Below are 18,790 nucleotides of genomic sequence, written 5' to 3' on the forward strand. Positions count from 1 at the left end.
TTTTAGTGGTACCGACACACATTCTGCTCTAATGCAACCTTACTTGAAAACAAATAGATACTGTTTCAGATAAGTGATTTTTTGTTACTGAAAAAGACCAAACATGAAAACACGCTTACTCTTCATAATGGCGTTATCGTTTATTATGAGTCCCGTTTTCTCTCAGAATAAACAAGAGAGAACGGCTGTTGACCGTCCGCTTTCCTATAGGATTTCCGAGGATTGGATGGAAGTGTTAAAGAATCAACTGGATGGCGAAAATTGGAGATTTAAAAGTGCTGACGAATTGTTGAAACGGAAAGAATCCCCCCGTTTCAAAAAAGGCAACGAAAACCACGTTCACATGATGGGAAACGCCGAAATGGAATATCATATCCAACATTTCGGCACTACTGACAAAAACTCATTTCGTCATGCTTGGCGTTGTGCGTCCTTGGATATCGTTGACTTTAGGGGCAACAACCTAAAAGGCGAGTTACTTGATGATCCGATCTGGACATATAAAAGTAAAAGCGGGAGTTATACTTACGAGTCGGGACGTTTTAATCCTGTAACTGAGTTTCTTTTCAGTCATAATCAAATCAGCAAGGTTACCGTAAAATTATACGGACAAGGAAGCCCCTCAACAGATTATGTAAAAAAAGTCGCCTTTGACCACAACGGTCTGGAAACGTTCGAGCCTCCCTACCCTAGCGAGGGCAATGTAGGGTACCGCGGTATCTATAACCTTCAGTTACAAAACAACAAGATCCGGACGCTTGACCGACTCAAATGGGAAGACCATCGGATATGGGACCGGGATTTCAGCAACTGGAAAAAGGGCGACATCCAATATTATGGATTCACCCCCCACTTGGTGATGAAAGCCGATACCTTTAGGATCGAAAATAATTATTTGAACTTTGAACAGCTCAAATATCTCAAAAGTCTCACGGATGGGTCTCGTAGCCGCGGTAGCGAACCGAGCCCTAATCCTGATTTCCAGTTTATTTACTTCCCGCAAAAAGCCTTGGGCGAGGAAATCCCTGAAAGAACTGTCAACGCCGGCGAGGCTATCGAGCTGGAATTCAGCTTACCCGACGACGAAAATAAATACCGCTGGGAACTTAACGGCGAAGAGATCCCTCTTTCCGAAGGCAAGGACTACCGCTTCATTATGGACAGTGAGCAAGCCGGTGTATACCGTTGCTTGGTAACAAACGAAGCCCTGCCAAAACTAACGGTTAAGAGTACGGATTTCGCCGTATTCATGAGTAAGGATGGTAACAAAGCCCCTACCGATATCAGCATCACAAACAACCATATGCCTCCATACGCTTTCCGTTGGGCAGTGGTTGGAGACTTGATCAGCGAGGACCCTGACGGAGACAAAGTGTTTTTCAGACTTGTCGGAGATATGGACGGAAACAATTCCAGCTTCCGGATCAAAGACGGCAGAACACTCGTAAGTTCGGAAGAACTGTTCAATCATCACTTCCTGACAGAATATCGGATTACGGTAGAGGCCTATGACGTTTACGGTGGAAAATTCCAGAAAGAACTCGTAATCCAGCGAGGCAACCCCACCACCAACCCGCCGACAAATTTTGTGATGACCAATGTGACCATCGACGAAAACAAAATTGGCGAGGTGGGTCAACTTAAGCTCTCGGGCGTGAAAGACGGAACTTTCGGATTTTCGCTTCCTGAAGCCTTGGACAACAGGTTTTTCACCATTGAGGGCGAGATGCTGAAAACGAAAATTCCGCTCAATTACGAAGTTCAACGCTACTACAATATCAGGGTGAACGCTTCCAGCACTGACGGATCACTCACCATACCGAAAGATTTCCGCATCGAAGCCCTGAACATCAATGACGCTCCTCGCGAACTGGTGATTTCTACCAACAGAATAGAGGTAGGCAAACGGAAAGGCACCTACATCGGTACACTTGTGGCCACAGATGACGATCCCGAGGACATTAACTTCAAGTACGAAATAGTCTCGAACGATTTTGTGGTTGACAATAATGTGCAAATCAAAAACAAGCGTAAGTTCTTGGATTCCGATATCGGTGACAAAACCCTGCGCGTGACCGTAACCGACCCGCACGGCGCAAAAACCGAGTTGCCGGTGATTATACAAGTCGTTCCTGTCCCTACCGAGGGTCCTTCTATCCTGATCAACAACAACAGCATTCAGGAAAACAAGACCGGGATTGTCGGCGCTTTCTCGGTTGACCAAGGTGGCGAATACGCCTATTCGTTGGTTTCCGGCGACGGTGCGCAACACAACAGCAAGTTCGAGATCGACGGCAAAAGCCTGAAAATTAAGTCCGAGGCCGATTACGAAGGCGAGAATATTATGATGATTCGCGTCAAGGCCGAAGGGGCGAAAACTATCGAACAAAAATTCGTCATCCACATCCAGAACGTTAACGAAGCGCCGGAAACACTTGGACTCAACAACTTCCAGATCAAGGCAACCGACGCCATAGGCACGGATGTCGCCAAACTGATTCTCAAAGACATTGACGGCGACCGCGGAAGCTTCAAACTCGAAGACAAGCATGACGCCGCATACTTCAAGATTGAAGGCGACAGGCTCATTCTCAATAAAACCGTGGATAAAACCGCCTTTGTAATCAGCATCATTGGCTCGGATGGAGAATACTCTGTCGACAAGGAATTTGCCATCATCTCTGACTTTGATTCAGGCGATAAAACCGAGGCAAGAATTTTCGCTTGGAACGATTTCAGTATTCCGGCAGGAAAATCTATCGAATTGACAGCCGAAACCAATTCCGATGGCGCTTTGACTTATCAAATCGTTTCGGGCGCCGAGTTTGCGACTTTGAACGGCTCAACTCTAAATGGTGTCAAAAAAGGAACTGTAGAAATCAAGGCCATAGTCGCCGGGACGGATAAATTTGCCCAATCTTCGAAAACCATAACGGTCAGCGTACTGGAAGAAGGCAGTAAACAAACAGCCACGATTTCAGATTGGGAAAACCTAAACGCCATCACCGGCGAAGTGATGACTTTGGGCGCGTATTCCGACTCCGACGGTAAAATCACTTATGAAATCGTAGCGGGTGCGGAATTCGTAACTATCGAGAAAAACAAACTTACGGCCGTCAAAGCCGGAGTCGCTACAGTAAAAGCTTCTGTTGCGGAAACCGATAATTACCTCTCTGCGGAAAAAACCATAGAAGTGACGATTAACGCAAAAGGCGAACTGATTCCCGCCGTTATTTCAAACTTCTCCTTCGAATCCGCAATTCCGCTCTCTCAAGGGACATTGACCTTGGGCGCTTATTCTAATTCGGACGCCAAAATCGAATATCAGATTACTAGAGGAGCCGAATTGGCTTCCATTAACGGCTCTTTGCTCACTTTAGTCAAAGATGGAGAAATTAGCGTTAGGGCATATGTAAACGCAACAGAGAAATACACCGCCGCAGAAATGTCGGTAAATATTACGCTTCTCAAAGACGGAGACCTTATCGCTACCGAAATCCTGGGTCTTGAAGATATCGATATCAACGAGAACTCTCCAAGTTTCGCATTGTCCGGTTATTCCGAGTCGCCTTCCAAGATCAAATATGAGATCGTCCAAGGCGAAGGTGTGGTTGAAATTGACGGAGTCAATGTTCGTCCTCTTAAAGCCGGATTGGCCAGTATCAAAGCCAGCGTTGATCCGCACAAATTATATAAAGCCGCAGAAAAAGTGATCGTGTTGCGCGTGCACACGGTTACCAATGTCGAAGACAGTTCGAATTCGATCGAAATGTACCCGAACCCGACCAGTGGCATACTGAACATCAACTCCTATAATGCCAAAGGCAAGACTGAAGTTATAATCTATTCTAACTCAGGAACCGAGCTTATTCGTAAATCCGAAGACTCAGCCAATGGAGAGATAAGCGTTGATCTGGAATCATTGCCTTCCGGGATCTACAATGTCAAGATCGTCACGGAAAAAGGCCTGTGGACCAAAAAGCTTATTAAGAAATAAGTCAAGCATCAAACCTCGGTTCTGAGCATGGATATCTCTATTTAAACACCTCAAAACCAAGAGGTAAGATGCTTTTAAAACCCAAACAGGATTATTCACCCATGACATCCACGACAGGGTTACGCAACATTGCGTAATCCTGTCGCTCTCTTCGAATTATGCTTGCTAGCGCCCCTATGTACTCAACAAGGCAAACGTTATTGTCCTTTTTTTAACGAATTCGTTTTGGCACAATTTGGCTTGGGACCAAGGTCGCTAAACAATGCGCACGTAACTATCCAACATATATATGAAAAAGCATTTACTGACCGGAATCCTGCTGTTTTTGATATCAGCTTCCGGATTCGCACAAACGGAAACCTATGATTATCCCCTCTCCCCAAAGATATCGGAGGATTGGTTAAACTTACTTAAGTCCCAACTTGATGGCGACAACTGGCACTATAAATCCGCCAATGACTTACTCAAAAGGACACAGTCCCCTCGTTTTATAAAAGGGAATATAAAAGGCCAAGATGTTGTCAATTTTCCTGATGATGACACTCGAAGACCTTCCTCACTCGCTATTGTTGATCTTAGAAACAATAACCTAGCGGGTGAAATGTTAGGCACGCCTGGCGAATATATTTGGACTTATGACAGTCATGGTTACGAACAGGGCCGTTTCTACGCCAAAACTGAATTCCTTTTTAGTCACAACCGAATCAGTAAAGTGACAGCAAGACTATATGGTCAAGGCATGTCACAACAGAATGTAAAGAAAGTAGCTCTTGACCACAATGGCTTGGAAACATTCGAACCTCCTTACCCTGATGAGGGAAATGTCGGGTATCGGGGTATTTATGTTCTTCAATTAAACAACAATAATATAAGGGAGCTCGACCGCCTCAAATGGGAAGATCATAGAATTTGGGATCAGAATTTCAGTAACTGGAAAAAAGGTGATATCCAATATTACGGTCGGACACCTCACCTTACCATGCACGCCGATACGTTCAGGATTGACAATAATTACCTGAACTTCAAACAACTCATATATCTGAAGAGCCTCTCCGACGGATCCCGTTTCCGAAGCGCAGATAGACCACCCAATCCGGACTTTCAGTTTATTTATTCTCCCCAAAAAGCTTTGGGTGAAGATGTACCCGAAAGAACTGTCAATGGTGGCGAAGCCGTAGATCTCGCCTTTAGCTTGCCTGACGATGAAAACAAGTACCGTTGGGAACTCAACGGCGAGGAAATTCCGCTTTCCGAAGGCAAGGACTACCGCTTCATTATGGACAGTGAACAAGCCGGCGTTTACCGTTGCCTCGTCACCAACGAATCCCTTCCTGAGCTTACGATCAAGAGTAAAGACATCGCCGTTTTTATACACAAAGACGGAAACCAAGCGCCTACTGATATCAGCCTCACCAACAACCATATGCCACCTCACGCATTTCGTTGGGCGGTTGTCGGCGATCTACTCAGTGAAGACCCTGACGGAGACAAAGTGTTTTTCCGCCTTGTCGGCGATATGGACGGTCATAATTCCAGCTTCCGGATCAAAGACGGCAGAACACTCGTAAGTTCGGAAGAACTGTTCAATCATCACTTCCTGACAGAATATCGGATCACGGTTGAAGCTTATGACGTTTACGGCGGAAAATTCCAGAAAGAACTCGTTATCCAGCGAGGGAACCCTACCACAAACCCGCCGACAAACTTTGTGATGACCAACGTTACGATCAACGAAAACGAAATCGGTGACGTAGGCCAACTCAAGCTCTCGGGCGTAAAAGACGGGACTTTCGGGTTTTCGCTCCCTGAAGCTCTTGACAACAGGTTTTTCTCTATCGAAGGCGATATTTTGAAAACAAAAATACCGCTCAATTACGAGACACAGCGCTACTACAATATCAGGGTCAACGCTTCCAGTACCGACGGATCACTCACTATTCCGAAAGATTTCCGCATTGAAGCTTTGGACATCAATGACGCTCCCCGCGAACTGGTACTTTCCACTAACAGGATCGAAGTCGGGAAGCGAAAAGGTACTTATATCGGAACTTTGGTCGCCACAGATGATGACCCGGAAGATATCGACTTCAAATACGAAATCGTCTCGAACGACTTTGTGGTGGACAACAAGGTCCAGATCAAAAACAAACGCAAATTCCTGGCTTCCGACATTGGAGACAAAACCCTGAGGGTTACCGTAACCGACCCGCACGGAGCAAAAACCGAGTTGCCGGTAATTGTACAGGTAGTTCCCGTACCTACAGAAGGGCCAGTAATCCTGATCAATAATAACAGCATTCAGGAGAACAAAACCGGAACCGTCGGCACTTTGTCCGTAGATCAGGGCGGCGAATACGCCTATACACTGATCCCTGGCGAAGGCGCGCAACATAACAGCAAATTCGAAATCGACGGAAAAAGCCTGAAGCTTAAGTCAGAAGCCAATTACGAAGGCGAAAATCTTATGATGATTCGCATCAAGGCCGAAGGCGATAAGAATATCGAACAAAATTTCGTAATCCATATCCAGAACGTCAACGAAGCGCCTGAAAATCTGGGACTCAGTAATTTCAAAATCGCCTCCTCCGATCCTATCGGAACTGAGATAGCCCAAATTATACTCAAAGATATAGATGGCGATCGAGGGAGTTTCAAACTTCAAGACAAGCACGACGCCGTTTATTTTAAGGTAGAGGGAGACAAATTGCTGGTAAACAAAACTATCGACAAATCCACATTCGTTGTCAGCCTTGTCGGCTCGGACGGGGAATACTCCGTAACCAAAGAATTCGCCTTGGCCTCAGATTTCACCACGGGCGAAAAAACCGAAGCCAGAGTGTTTGCTTGGAACGATTTCAGCATCTCCGCCGGCGAATCGATCACACTTAACGCCGAGACCAACTCCGACGGCGCCTTGACATACCAAATAGTATCCGGCGCCGAATTCGCCACGCTTGGAGAGAACGCTACACTTACAGCCGTCAAGAAAGGCGTTGTAGAGATCAAGGCGACAGTTGCGGGCACAGGTACTTATTCGCAGGCTTCCAAAACAATAACCATAAACGTACTCGAAGCCAATGCCAGGCAAAAAGCGACAATCTCGGATTGGGGAAATATCGGGACTACCGTAGGCGATGTAATCACATTAGGCGCCTATTCTAATTCGGACGGAAAGGTTTCCTATGAAGTGATCTCCGGAAACGAGTTTGTTACTCTGGAGAAAAACAAACTTACGGCTGTCAAAGCTGGCGCCGCCCAAATCAAAGCGTCGGTTGAGGCAACCGAAAACTATCTCGCCGTCGAGCAGACCATTGAGGTGTCGGTTACCGCCCAGGGAGAACTGGTACCCGCTATCATCACAAATTTTGAAAGCAGAGCCATCCAGTTTTCAGATGGTACTTTCTCACTTAGCGGATACACCAATTCAACAGCCAAAGTGGAATACGAAATCATCAAAGGTGCGGAATTGGTCACCGCTAGCGGCACACTGATGACAATAAAATCGGCCGGTAACCTGACTATTCGCGCATTTGTACCAGCGACGGAAACGCATACTTCAGCCGAGTTACAACGCGAGTTCCGTATCGTTGCGGATGGAGAAAGAATCGAAGTCGAAATTCTGGGTCTGGAAGACCTTGACATCAATGAGAATACTCCCGCTTTTGCGCTCTCCGGATATTCTGAATCTCCCGCAAAAGTCCAATACGAAATCCTCCAAGGTCAGGACGTAGCGGAAATTAACGGTGTAGCTCTTCGCCCTCTCAAAGCCGGTTTGGCAACTATTAAGGCCAGCGTTGAGGCAAATGGGCTTTACGCCGCGGCGGAAAAGGTAATCGCTATGCGCGTGCATACCGTAACCAGCGTTATGGAACCTCACAATTCCGTTATACTTTCCCCTAACCCCGCCAGTAGCCAAGTTACCGTTAAGGCCAAAGCTCTGAATGGAAGCCTGAACGTAAGTGTATTCAGCAACTCTGGAAAAGTGTTACTAACCCAAGAAATCAACGGAGCAACAGGCGAAATCACATTAAATGTATCTTCTATTCCAACTGGAACATATTTTATGAGAATCGTTTCTCCAACATTCTCAAAAACGATCCAGTTCGTAAAAAAATAGGCGGTCTATCAATTTGACTTGCAAAGCAATATAAAATCTACAAACCCAGAAAGCTTCTCGCTCTCTGGGTTTGTTTTTAGTTACTTATGTCTGAACCACTTTTTCCCCACCTCACGAAACGGTTTCTTTTTTGGACTCAGTCAACCCCTATCGCTTTCCATAATCATTCACAAGTACTCCCAACGCTCTCTCCAATTTTGTTTGGTTTAATCTATATTCGGCTTTTGAAGTAATAAAAGTAGCGTATGCCTCTTGCCAATATGTCTGGGCGTCAAGTAAAGCCAGAATAGAAACCAGACTCACCTCATAGTTTTCTTTACTCACTCTTAGGTTTTCGTCTGCTTGCGTCAAAGAGAATTCGGCAATTTTAACCTTCTCGTAGCTTTCATTCAGGTTAAAAATTGCCTGCTTCACTTCCAAGGCGATATACTCCCGAGTCTTCTCCAAGGCCAGTTCCGATTTATTTTTCTGGAGCATATCGTAATTCAAATCATTCCTTCTTTTGTTCCAGCGATAGATCGGTATGCTTAGCGAAGCTCCGGCGCTCCAATTAAAACCTCCTTCAGGCCTAAGTTCCGGATTTGGTCTGGCGTAATATCCACTGACACCTACGGATAAACTAGGCAGATATTTTCCCTTGGTCAGCTTTTCCGTAAGATCATGAATAGACAATTGCATGTTCAGATAATCTATCTCCGGCCTATTACCGTTCGCCTGTTCGATATAGTCTTTGTCCGGGTCAGTTTTTTCCAACTTAACGGTAATCGAGTCCACAAAAGCGAAGGACGCATCGATATCGGCTCCCAAAATCTGATTCAACTTTATTTTACTCAATTTCAGCCGATTATTCGACCGAATAAGTTCCAGTTTCGACTCATTATGGCGGACCTGAGCCATCAACAAGTCATTTTTACTCACCACCTGCGCCTCATACCGATTCTGAATATTTTCGACCAATTGGGCCAATAACTTTTCATTCTTCTTGGCCAATATCAACAATTCTTTACTGGAAATCACATCCCAATAATCCGTGTCAATTTCCAGTGTCAAGTCATTGATTCTAATATTTTCCCTAGTCAAACCTTGTTTCTCCAAAGCCGAAAACCGGCGTTGATTGTTCCTTAGCCTGTTTCCAAGAAATAAAGGCTGATTCAGTTCCAATCCCCCTTGATAAAAATGATGGTTTGCCAAAGCCAAATCACTTCCGGGAACATATCCGACTACCATACCATCCGGGCTGATAACTGGCACGTTGCCTAATTGTATACCCTGGGCTTCGCCTAAATATTGGTACGAACCTATTCCGTCAAGCTGCGGGAGACGGTCTTTCTTTGCAGAGCTCGCTTGTTCGCCGTAGGCTACGGTCTGTTTCTTTTCGGCCCTGAGATTTTGGTCATGTTTCCATCCCATTCGCCGGCATTTCTCAAGAGTCAACACCGTATCTTGCCCTTGGTTCAACTGAGCGAATAACGGTTGGACTCCCGTCAGCAGAAGCACCGTTGCGATAAAAGTTATTGTCTTGGCAAATCCCATCGAACGACTACTTTTTGAGTCCATATATAATCGAGTATAAAACGGGCAAAACGATCAGCGTAAGCAATGTCGCCACAAACAGTCCTCCCATTATAGTAGCGGCCATACTCCCGAACATCGGATCGGGCAAAAGAGGAAACATCCCTAAAATCGTGGTGCCCGAGGCCATGATTACGGGCAAAGACCTAGACTGCGCGGCCAAAACGATCGCCTCGTACCTGCTCTTGCCATTTTCCTTCATTTCATTGTCCGCCTGTTCGAGAAGCACAATCGCATTCTTTATTACCATTCCCAAAAGTCCCAATAGCCCAAGCACGGCGAAAAAACCGAACGACAAGCCAGTAAGGAGAAATCCGAGAACCACCCCAATTATGATCAAAGGCAACATCAGGAAGATGATGAATGACTTTTTGATACTATTGAACAGTACGATCAGAATTGCGAACATCAGAATCAACGCTAACGGCAAGTTTTCCATTATCGCTTCCTGAGACAATTGCTGATCCTCAAAGATTCCGTCCCAGAAGATGCTATATCCATCAGGCAAGGCCAAAGCGTTGATCTTAGGCATCACAACTGCCTCAATCTCCGGGTTCTCAACACCAGGCACAGGGTCGCACTGTATAGCCAGCGCTCTGGCCCTATTATAGCGACGAATCACTTTATTCTCCCAATGAATGTCATACCCGTCTATCACCTGTTCCAGACTAACGGATTTCCCTTCGGGATTATACACTTGAAGTCCTCCCGTATTTCCGTAATCGAAGTTCTTCCAGTCCTTATCTTTCAGCAACAGGGGTATATTTTCGTCCTCTTCTCGGAAATAGCCAACACCTATGCCCGTAGTGATCATTTTCAGATAATTCGCCATCAAGTCCCTGGACACTCCCGCCCCTTGGCCTTTAGTTTGCGAATATATTGGCCCCCAAGTCATTGACTTGTTACCCCAACCTGTTCTTATATTCCGCACTTTGGGCTCGGCCCGGAAAATCGCTTTGATAGAATCGCCGTATTGGCGCAAAATCGCAGGGTCCGGCCCTACGATCGTAGGCTCGATAATGGCATCAGGATGAGGCGACACCTTGAACCGAAACATGATAGGCGTGGCGTCGGGAATATTCTCATTGATATACTTTTCCAGTTCGTCCAACAACTTCACGGCAGATTCCCCGTCAACCGTCTCGACTAGTATATTGGCGAAGTTCGACCGTAACGAGAATGATGTTGACGCTAAATAATACCTTAACGGACTCGACCCGATTGAGATCGACACGTTTCTCAACTCCGGTTTTGTCCGCAAAAAATCCTCAATTTGCTTCATGTCCGAAGCCGTACGGTTTATGTTGTACCCCTCTGGCAACCAATAGTCAACCTTAAAATACGCTTTGTCGATATTTGGGAAAAAACTCCGCTTGATTGATTGATAACCAAACACGCTCAACACCAAAACGACCACTACAATCCCCATCGTGAACCACTTTCTGGCAATGCAACCCTCAACAAAACGCTTGAATTTCACATAAAACGGTTTGCTGTACGGATCTTCCACCTCGCTTCCTTCCTTTGGCCCTTCCAGAATAAATTCTCCGTACAAAGGCGTTTGCGTTAGGGCGAATAGCCAACTCAAGCCCAACGAATAGGCCAGAACGATAAATAAAGGGGCGATGATCTCGGCCGTACTGTGCGGAGCTAAATAAAGGGGCATAAACGACAATACGGCAATAATAGTGGCGCCAAACAAACCCCATTGAGGCGTATAAGCCCCGTTGATAAGGGCATCTTTCTTTTTTTGACCTTTGGCGATCCCGATAATAGCGTTGTCCGCCACCACTATCGCATTGTCCACCAACATTCCCATAGCTATAATAATCGCCGCCAAGGATGTCCTATGAAGCTGTATACCCGTAAAGTACATTAGCAAAAGGGTCCCCAATATGGAGAAAACCAGACTGCTCCCAATCAAAACACCAGCCCGCGCGCCCATTGCCAACAAGATGATGGCCACTACTATTCCGACAGACAAGACAAGGTTGATCATAAAATCCCTGTTTGCGTCCACCGACACTTTATCTTGGTGATAAAGCCCCTGAATCTCTATGCCCACCGGCAATTGCTCCTCTATATACTCAAGCTTTTGCCGTATCTTCTCTCCAAGCACTATAGTGTTTTGCCCCTCCGCCGTAGAAATTCCTATTCCAATAGCCGGAAGGCCGTTTGTTCTGAATTCCGTCAATGCTGGATACCTGTACGCACGAGTCAATGTGGCGATATCCCCCAACTTAAATAAGCCCTCGGACTGTCCCTCAATCACTAAGTTTTCGATCTCGGCAATGGACTTAAACGTTCCGTCAGAGGTCACACGGATTTCCTCGTTTGGTGTTTCCAGATTTCCGGTATAAACCAATTTGTTTTGGCCCCGCAACGTTGCGAAAATCTGTTGGGGATGAATTCCGGAACTGGCCAGTTTCTCCTGGGATATCTCAACATTAATTACCTCTTCCTGAACCCCGTAAAGCGCCACTTTAGCGGCTTCGGGAATGGTAACCAACTCTCTTCGGATAAATTTTGCGTAATGCTTTAGCTCCGAATATTTAAACCCCGAATCCGCCGTTAGGGAATAATAAATGCCATATACATCACCGAAGTCATCGTTAATTTGCACTACATAAGCGCCCTCCGGCAATTGTTTTTCCGCATCGTTGACTTTTCGCCTAAGCTCATCCCAAATCTGCGGCATAATCTCAGGCGGGGTATCCAACTTAATGTTCACCCACACCGTTGACCTCCCGGGCCTTGATTCGGATTTGAGATAGTCAAGACCCCGGGTATTCTGTATAGAGCTCTCCAATAAATCTGTAACAAGTTCTTCCACCTCATACTGTGTGGCGCCCGGATACACGGCTGTAATCACCGCCGTTTTGATAATAAACGGAGCGTCTTCCAACTTACCCAGTTTCGGGAAAGACCATATTCCACCCAATACGGTTACCACCAAAAAGAAGTGGATAACGACCTTATTCGAAAGCGCGTACTTGGCTATGTTCATGACCTTTACTTCAACGGTTTCACTTTCTGCCCATCATGTAGCCTGTGCACACCTGCCGTCACTACCAAATCGCCGCTTTTGACACCCGAAGATATTTCTATCATACTGCTCGACACCAGATTTCCCACTGTCACTTTTCTTTCTTCCACAGTATTGGTTTCAGGATTCAAAACCCACACGGCGGAATAATCTTTAGCGTCCGGCTCGAACACGGCCGTTACGGGTACGATAAACAAATTAGAGAACTCGCTATCGGAATTTTTCAGAATCGCTTTTACCTTACAACTCATCCCTGGAGCGATAATGTACTTTGGCGTGGAGCCGAACTTATAATCCAGAACCAGCGTGACCGGGTATCCCTCGCCAGTCTGTGTTTTGCCAATTTCCTTAAGCGAGGCTTTAAATACCTTTTCAGGGTAGTTATCGAATACCACCTCAAACCGCTTGATATCAAAATACCGTTTGGCCAGCACTTCCGGAACATGGAAATAAATATCGATCTCGGAAACATCAATCAGGCTGACAATCGGCTGCCCTACCTGTATACGCTGATAATTTTCAACATACTTTTTCCCTACATAACCAGTGTAGGGAGCGATTAGCTTTGTGTCGCGCAAAGCGTTGGCCGCCGCCCGGTAAGCCGAATAGGCCCGCTTCGCCGTAGCGTATTTTATATCATACTCATTTTGTGGAATCGTCCCCTTTTTGAGCAGTTGTTCGAATCGTTTCCTTTCCGCTTCCGCTTGCTCGTAACTGGCCTTCTTTGCCTGAAGATCGTTGCTGAAATCGCGCGGATCCACTTCGGCTATAAGCTCTCCCTTCTTTATCTCTTGGCCTTCGTTCTTCACATTAAACTTCACCAAAGGTCCGGCTACCCGAAACGAAAGCGTCGTTTCCTTAGACTCTTTCGCCACAGCGGGATAAGACCTTCGGCTAACCTCATCGCTACCCTCGACCTGAAAAACCTTAACCGGACGTATCAGGCGCTTTGTCTCTTTTTCTCCTTTGCAGGAAAGAAGTGTCAGCAGAACAAAAAACGGAGACAATATTCGGGTTATGTTCTTTTTTGAATTCATACAATTTATTATTGTATTTGTCTTGTTTGATAAGCATCCCGCTCTTGTTTTGTTTCGATGTAATCCAGAGTATTTTTCTCAACAAGTCTAGATTCACCATCGGCCGTTGACATCGCTAACTTTTCCCTTTGGATAAGGTTCTTAGAAGGCCGAAACCCTTTTTCCGTCTCCGAAATGTTCGCTCCGCTTAACCGAAATCGACATAGAAAACCCACACAAAATGCTAGGCAGAACGTAGCTCAGACCATGATGAGCAAGAAACATTTTACGGAACTAACAGCGGATGGCCTTGAAAGGGAACTCCAATACGCCCGCATTCCGGTTTTGAAAGAAATAGACCAAGCTCTTGAAGCCTACGAGCAAATATCAAACGTATACCAAAAGGAATTTCTCCAAATATCGGCACTTAGAAGGCTGAAGAGAGATGTTCATAGAAACCTGAAAGCCAGACAAAACAAACAGGAAGTGGCCATCGAAAAACTGAAGGAGTTAACCGGAAGGCTGTTTTTGGTGAATCTATATCTGGAAGAGGCCCATTGTCCGGCTCAGTGCCAAGTATCTTTTTTGGAGCCTACCGAGACCCGACGGCTAAGGCAAGAGCTGGCCGGCCAAATCTCTCCACAAAAAGGCTCCATTCCTCTTGGCGATTATCTGGCGGATACGTCGGAAATTCCTGTCGGAGAAACTCCGGCCATGAACCTAGAGAGAAGCCTGTGCGTCAGCCCGGATACATACGGGACCGGAAGCACGAAGGACTTACAGCGCCTAAAATTCGACTTTGAGGCCTGTATGACCATCGTCCATCGGGAAATGGAGGATTTATATCTTCAGAAAATCGCTTTAGAACAAGATAAAGCTCATCACGAAAATCAACTCCAACAGTTAAAAAGGGAATTGGAAGCAACACTTCATAACAAATGTGGATTACTGCACAAAATTAACCTATTGGCTCTTGAGTGGATCAGTCAAAATCCCATACCCGCTTCCGCTCTAAAACACCCGGAAAGGCTTCCCTCCCACTTAAAAGGTTTTGCCGCTCTGTTAAACGACCTGGAATACGAACGCATTGAGCTTTCAAGGGAAATGGCGTCGGGGCATTTCCGTTTCTGGCTTCCCGAAGAGGAAACCGACGACCTAATGACCGTCCTTGACGAAACCGGAACGGAGCTAAAAACTGAAAACGTAGAAGGTTTATGGAAAAGATTACGTTCCGGCCAAGCCAAAAAGGGTCTGAAAGTCTTGGGAAGCAACGACTTCAGGCACAGGATTCTCTCTTATATGGGACAATTGCTTTATTCGCCAGAAGGTCGTACGTTGATCAGGGAATTGACAAGCCTTAATGTCGGCGTCCCCACACCTGCGTCCGAGAGTTCCAGCGACAGCTCCCCCGAGCTTTACCGCCCAAAATTGACTCCCGGAATTGTCAATATCACTCCGGGGATTCCCTCGACCTACCGAATCCGGATGTCGCCACCCAACGAAGAGCACGGCATCACTTGCAACACTGTAGAACTGACGGCACCAAAACATATGGATTACGTCAGCAATTTGGTTCAACTCCCGAAACAAAAATATGATGAAGAGGAATACCTAAGCCCTCAACCGCCATTTGTCTCCTTCGCCGTGGGGCTACGGGGAGCGCTTAATGCCAACAAAGGGGTTTCTTCCGCACAAGAGGCCATGGCGGAAAGCCTTAGGATGGAAAACAGTCTCAGACGGCGCATGCGATTGCTTAGAAGGTCTGAGCATCCGGAGGAAAAAAGAATCTATGACGGATCACCGATAAGAATTCCCGACAGAACCCTGCTTCCCAACCTTGAAAGTGGACGTTTTATCCAACAAGTTCCTTGTGATGAAGAAGCCAAAAGCATATTCGGATTTATCCCAGAAGAAGAACACGAGCGAAAACGCAGGGCATTAATACTCTACCGGAAGATTCAGGAATCGCAACACCCCACAAAACCTCATGAAGAAGGTGCCTCAGGCTATACGCCACAGGGACTCAAAGCACAATTTAGCGGAAAACACCAATACGAACATTTTTCAGCCTTAAGGGAACTCTCAAAGGAGGAACTGCAAAACCCAAAAGGCGTCCTGTACAAAGCCTATACGGCCCTTAGACACCACGCCGCCCCCGGAGCGCACGGCATAGAAGTCAGTGAAGAACCTGAGGGAACGGACTTACCGGTATCGGCGTTGGGAGATGTCAACTCCGTGGCCGATCCCGCCAGCCGTAGCGTCACAAACTCTACCCGCCCGAATCACTTTCTGCACCCGGGCGCCGTAAACCGGCAAGTCGTTATACAAGGAAAAACATTGGGTATCCGTACCGTAGGCATAGGAAAAGGAGCCTTTCCAAAAATGAATTCCTGGTTGGCTCCCGTAGTATGGAATCCCGTCGATAAACAGATCCGCTTAGAATTATCTTCCGAACGGAACCAATAACGTTCGCACTACCTTTTCGGAATGAATCACGATTATTTTCCCGACATCTCTTTACGCAACATCTTTTCTCTTCTAAGAACTGTCAGCAACAATGTGCACAACCTAATTACCAGAAAAGTACAAACGCCAAAAAGTGTAGAAATAAAGGACACTCTTAACCCTCCCGCAAGCAACTTCATTGATATATCACCTACCTGTTCAATAACCTCTAGTGCTCCCATCAAACCCAAGAACTGACCGAAAACGCCAAAAACCATCGCAAATAGACCTAACGAGTTAGCGATACTGACCCTACTCTCAAATTTCTCTCTGTTTTCAATAACAAGATACGCCCGGACAATCAACACTAACCCCGCTACAAACATAATTACCAACGGCCCCGTGAAGTAAAGGCCTCCCATAATTATCAAATTAAAAAGCTTTGTCATGATTCTCTTTGTTTAAATGAAACATGCCCAATACTAAAGAATTAGTAATTGCCGAATTATATTTTTGCGACGAACGGCTTTTTGTTTCCTCCAAAAAGCATCACGGCGATCACTAACATAAAATCACGGAACAAATTTGGTCAAATCAAGCCCTTAATCGGTTATTCGTCGCAAAGAATCACTTATAACATTTAAAAACGACACTTTTAAACCCTAAAGCGTGACTAAAAACGAAAAATAGCCTAGTTCCAAAAATTAAGTATATTATATCTAGCTTTAAAAGATACGGATTAAAACAGCATGGCGATAAATTTTAAAAATGATAAACTGAAACCACTCAAATACTTGCCTCTGCATCTATTGGCATGGAGCGCCGTACTTTGGTTTTATATCCATTTTTTCGGTTTCCAAAGCAATGATTCTGAGTACGCATTCTTTTTTTCCGCCTGCCTGATGCCTGTAAGTATTGGCACCACATATACCACTATTTATTATCTGATTCCAAAATACCTACTTCAGAAACGCTACTGGAAATTTGCGATTTATTCGCTTTACACACTTATCATCTCGGCGTATTTTATCATCATTTCCATTTTTTACGCAATGGTTTTCTTATCGGAATTGCGCATAAACGATATGCCTCCGATGAGCAAAAGCGTATTCATTATTTTCGTCGGAATATATTTGGTTGTACTCGCCGCCTCGGCCGTTTACCTGTTTCGCCACGCCTTTAAAGCCCAACAACGAAACCACGAACTCGAAAAGAAAATCCTAGCCACTCAATTACTTCTTAAAGAACAGGAAATCGAATACCTGAAAATGCAGATTCGTCCGCATTTTCTTTTTAACACACTTAATTCGCTGTATGGATTTGCGCTCACCAAATCGGAAGACACGCCGGAATTAATCCTAAAACTCTCAAACCTATTGGATTACCTGCTTTACCAGACCAAAAAGCCACTTGTATCATTAGCGCGCGAAGCCGAACATTTAAATGATTATCTCCAATTGGAAAAAGCCCGGTTTAAGGACAGTCTGGATATCCGTTTCCAAACCGACGGCGAACTGGACGATGTCCAAATCGCTCCGATGTTATTGATTCCTTTTGTCGAAAACGCCTTCAAACACGGCCGAAGCAACGAGGGAACGCTCTCTGTTTCCGTTAATCTATCCGTAAATGAGCAAACCATTGATTTCAAAGTCCATAACACAACGGGAAAACCTGAAAAAGTCAAAAAGAAACACGGCATTGGACTTTCGAATATGAGGAAAAGGCTCGAAATGCTTTATCCTGACCGCCATTCCCTCGAATTGGAAAACGACGAAGGATGGTTTGAGGCCCGTTTGTCCGTAACTATCGGCCAGAATCTCGAAACAGAAATCAAAACCCCAAAAGCAGAAAATCATGGAGCGTAAAATACAGTGTCTGATTGTGGACGACGAGGCTATAGCGAGGGAAATTATCGAAACCCATCTCCGTAAAATCCCGGTAGCAGAAATAGCGGGAAAATGCAAAAATGCTGTCGAAGCGTTTCGTATTGTCAACACCCAACAAATCGACCTGATTTTTCTGGATATCAATATGCCAGAAATTTCTGGCCTTTCATTCGCCAAAAGCGTTCCGCCAAATACCAAAATCATTTTCACCACCGCTTATCGCGAATACGCCATAGACGGATTTGACCTGCGTGCGGTGGATTATCTGCTCAAACCGATCTCTTTCGAGCGATTATTGAAATCCGTACAAAACTATCTGGAACTTAACGACAAACCGGCCCAATCTGCGCCAACAAAAAATCAGGATTTTATCTTCGTGCGTTCGGATAGGAAAATGGTAAAAGTAAAACTCGACGAACTTCACTATGTCGAAAGCCTTAAAGATTATCTTAAAATACACTTGGCCGACCGGTTTATAGTTACACGGGAAACTATCTCCGGCTTGGTCGATCGTTTACCAAAAAATTCATTTCTGAGAATTCACCGTTCATTCGTCGTTAACCTTTCTCATATCGATGCTTATACCAACGAGAGCGTGGAAATAAACAAAACAGTTTTGCCGATTAGCCGGCAGTACAAACAAGAAGTTTCCGATTTTCTAAACGACTCCGTCTCCTCTCACTAAATTGCGACAGCAAAGGCCCTGTACCC

The 18,790-nt window shown here is 45.5% G+C and carries 9 protein-coding genes; 5 read left to right on the forward strand and 4 right to left on the reverse strand.

The window, feature by feature from the left end:
- Positions 1–103: 103 nt before the first annotated feature.
- Together AABK39_RS23915 and AABK39_RS23920 are read left to right on the forward strand one after the other, a co-directional pair.
- Positions 104–3,997, forward strand: a complete 3,894-nt coding sequence (locus AABK39_RS23915; RefSeq protein WP_338395537.1) for a T9SS type A sorting domain-containing protein — start codon at positions 104–106, stop codon at positions 3,995–3,997.
- Between the two features lie 289 nt (positions 3,998–4,286).
- Complete coding sequence (locus AABK39_RS23920) at positions 4,287–8,114, forward strand: T9SS type A sorting domain-containing protein (protein ID WP_338395538.1); 3,828 nt, start codon at positions 4,287–4,289, stop codon at positions 8,112–8,114.
- A gap of 147 nt (positions 8,115–8,261) precedes the next feature.
- Here AABK39_RS23920 and AABK39_RS23925 read toward each other — a convergent pair whose 3' ends face one another.
- The 3 genes from AABK39_RS23925 to AABK39_RS23935 are packed head-to-tail and all read right to left on the reverse strand — an operon-like array spanning position 8,262 to position 13,769.
- On the reverse strand, positions 8,262–9,671 hold the full coding sequence (locus AABK39_RS23925) for a TolC family protein (RefSeq protein ID WP_338395539.1): 1,410 nt from the start codon (positions 9,669–9,671) through the stop codon (positions 8,262–8,264).
- A complete protein-coding gene (locus tag AABK39_RS23930) occupies positions 9,655–12,693 on the reverse strand; it encodes an efflux RND transporter permease subunit (protein WP_338395540.1) in 3,039 nt (1,012 codons plus the stop codon). The genes AABK39_RS23925 and AABK39_RS23930 overlap by 17 nt, the downstream gene beginning before the upstream one ends.
- Before the next feature lie 5 nt (positions 12,694–12,698).
- The gene (locus AABK39_RS23935; RefSeq protein ID WP_338395541.1) at positions 12,699–13,769 is read right to left on the reverse strand and encodes an efflux RND transporter periplasmic adaptor subunit; all 1,071 of its coding nucleotides are present in this window, start codon (positions 13,767–13,769) and stop codon (positions 12,699–12,701) included.
- 246 nt (positions 13,770–14,015) lie between these two features.
- Between AABK39_RS23935 and AABK39_RS23940 the strand changes: the two genes are divergently transcribed.
- Positions 14,016–16,214 (forward strand): hypothetical protein, encoded by a 2,199-nt coding sequence (locus AABK39_RS23940; RefSeq protein ID WP_338395542.1) that lies wholly within the window; start codon positions 14,016–14,018, stop codon positions 16,212–16,214.
- A gap of 32 nt (positions 16,215–16,246) precedes the next feature.
- Here the strand turns inward: AABK39_RS23940 and AABK39_RS23945 are convergent, their stop codons facing one another.
- Positions 16,247–16,642, reverse strand: a complete 396-nt coding sequence (locus tag AABK39_RS23945; protein WP_338395543.1) for a MotA/TolQ/ExbB proton channel family protein — start codon at positions 16,640–16,642, stop codon at positions 16,247–16,249.
- A gap of 300 nt (positions 16,643–16,942) precedes the next feature.
- Here AABK39_RS23945 and AABK39_RS23950 point away from each other — a divergent pair, with 300 nt between their 5' ends.
- Positions 16,943–18,058 (forward strand): sensor histidine kinase, encoded by a 1,116-nt coding sequence (locus AABK39_RS23950; RefSeq protein ID WP_338395544.1) that lies wholly within the window; start codon positions 16,943–16,945, stop codon positions 18,056–18,058.
- On the forward strand, positions 18,048–18,764 hold the full coding sequence (locus AABK39_RS23955) for a LytR/AlgR family response regulator transcription factor (protein ID WP_338395545.1): 717 nt from the start codon (positions 18,048–18,050) through the stop codon (positions 18,762–18,764). Before AABK39_RS23950 ends, AABK39_RS23955 begins: the two co-directional genes overlap by 11 nt.
- The last annotated feature ends 26 nt before the right edge of the window (positions 18,765–18,790 follow it).

This window comes from Fulvitalea axinellae, from assembly GCF_036492835.1.
Lineage (GTDB): Bacteria > Bacteroidota > Bacteroidia > Cytophagales > Cyclobacteriaceae > Fulvitalea > Fulvitalea axinellae.

Excerpts from the sequence above, each read along its gene's own strand:
- AABK39_RS23935 (WP_338395541.1), bottom strand. The coding sequence starts at position 13,769 with ATGAATTCAAAAAAGAACATAACCCGAATATTGTCTCCGTTTTTTGTT.
- AABK39_RS23915 (WP_338395537.1), top strand. The coding sequence starts at position 104 with ATGAAAACACGCTTACTCTTCATAATGGCGTTATCGTTTATTATGAGT.
- AABK39_RS23925 (WP_338395539.1), bottom strand. The coding sequence starts at position 9,671 with ATGGACTCAAAAAGTAGTCGTTCGATGGGATTTGCCAAGACAATAACT.
- AABK39_RS23940 (WP_338395542.1), top strand. The coding sequence starts at position 14,016 with ATGATGAGCAAGAAACATTTTACGGAACTAACAGCGGATGGCCTTGAA.
- AABK39_RS23930 (WP_338395540.1), bottom strand. The coding sequence starts at position 12,693 with ATGAACATAGCCAAGTACGCGCTTTCGAATAAGGTCGTTATCCACTTC.
- AABK39_RS23950 (WP_338395544.1), top strand. The coding sequence starts at position 16,943 with ATGGCGATAAATTTTAAAAATGATAAACTGAAACCACTCAAATACTTG.
- AABK39_RS23955 (WP_338395545.1), top strand. The coding sequence starts at position 18,048 with ATGGAGCGTAAAATACAGTGTCTGATTGTGGACGACGAGGCTATAGCG.
- AABK39_RS23920 (WP_338395538.1), top strand. The coding sequence starts at position 4,287 with ATGAAAAAGCATTTACTGACCGGAATCCTGCTGTTTTTGATATCAGCT.
- AABK39_RS23945 (WP_338395543.1), bottom strand. The coding sequence starts at position 16,642 with ATGACAAAGCTTTTTAATTTGATAATTATGGGAGGCCTTTACTTCACG.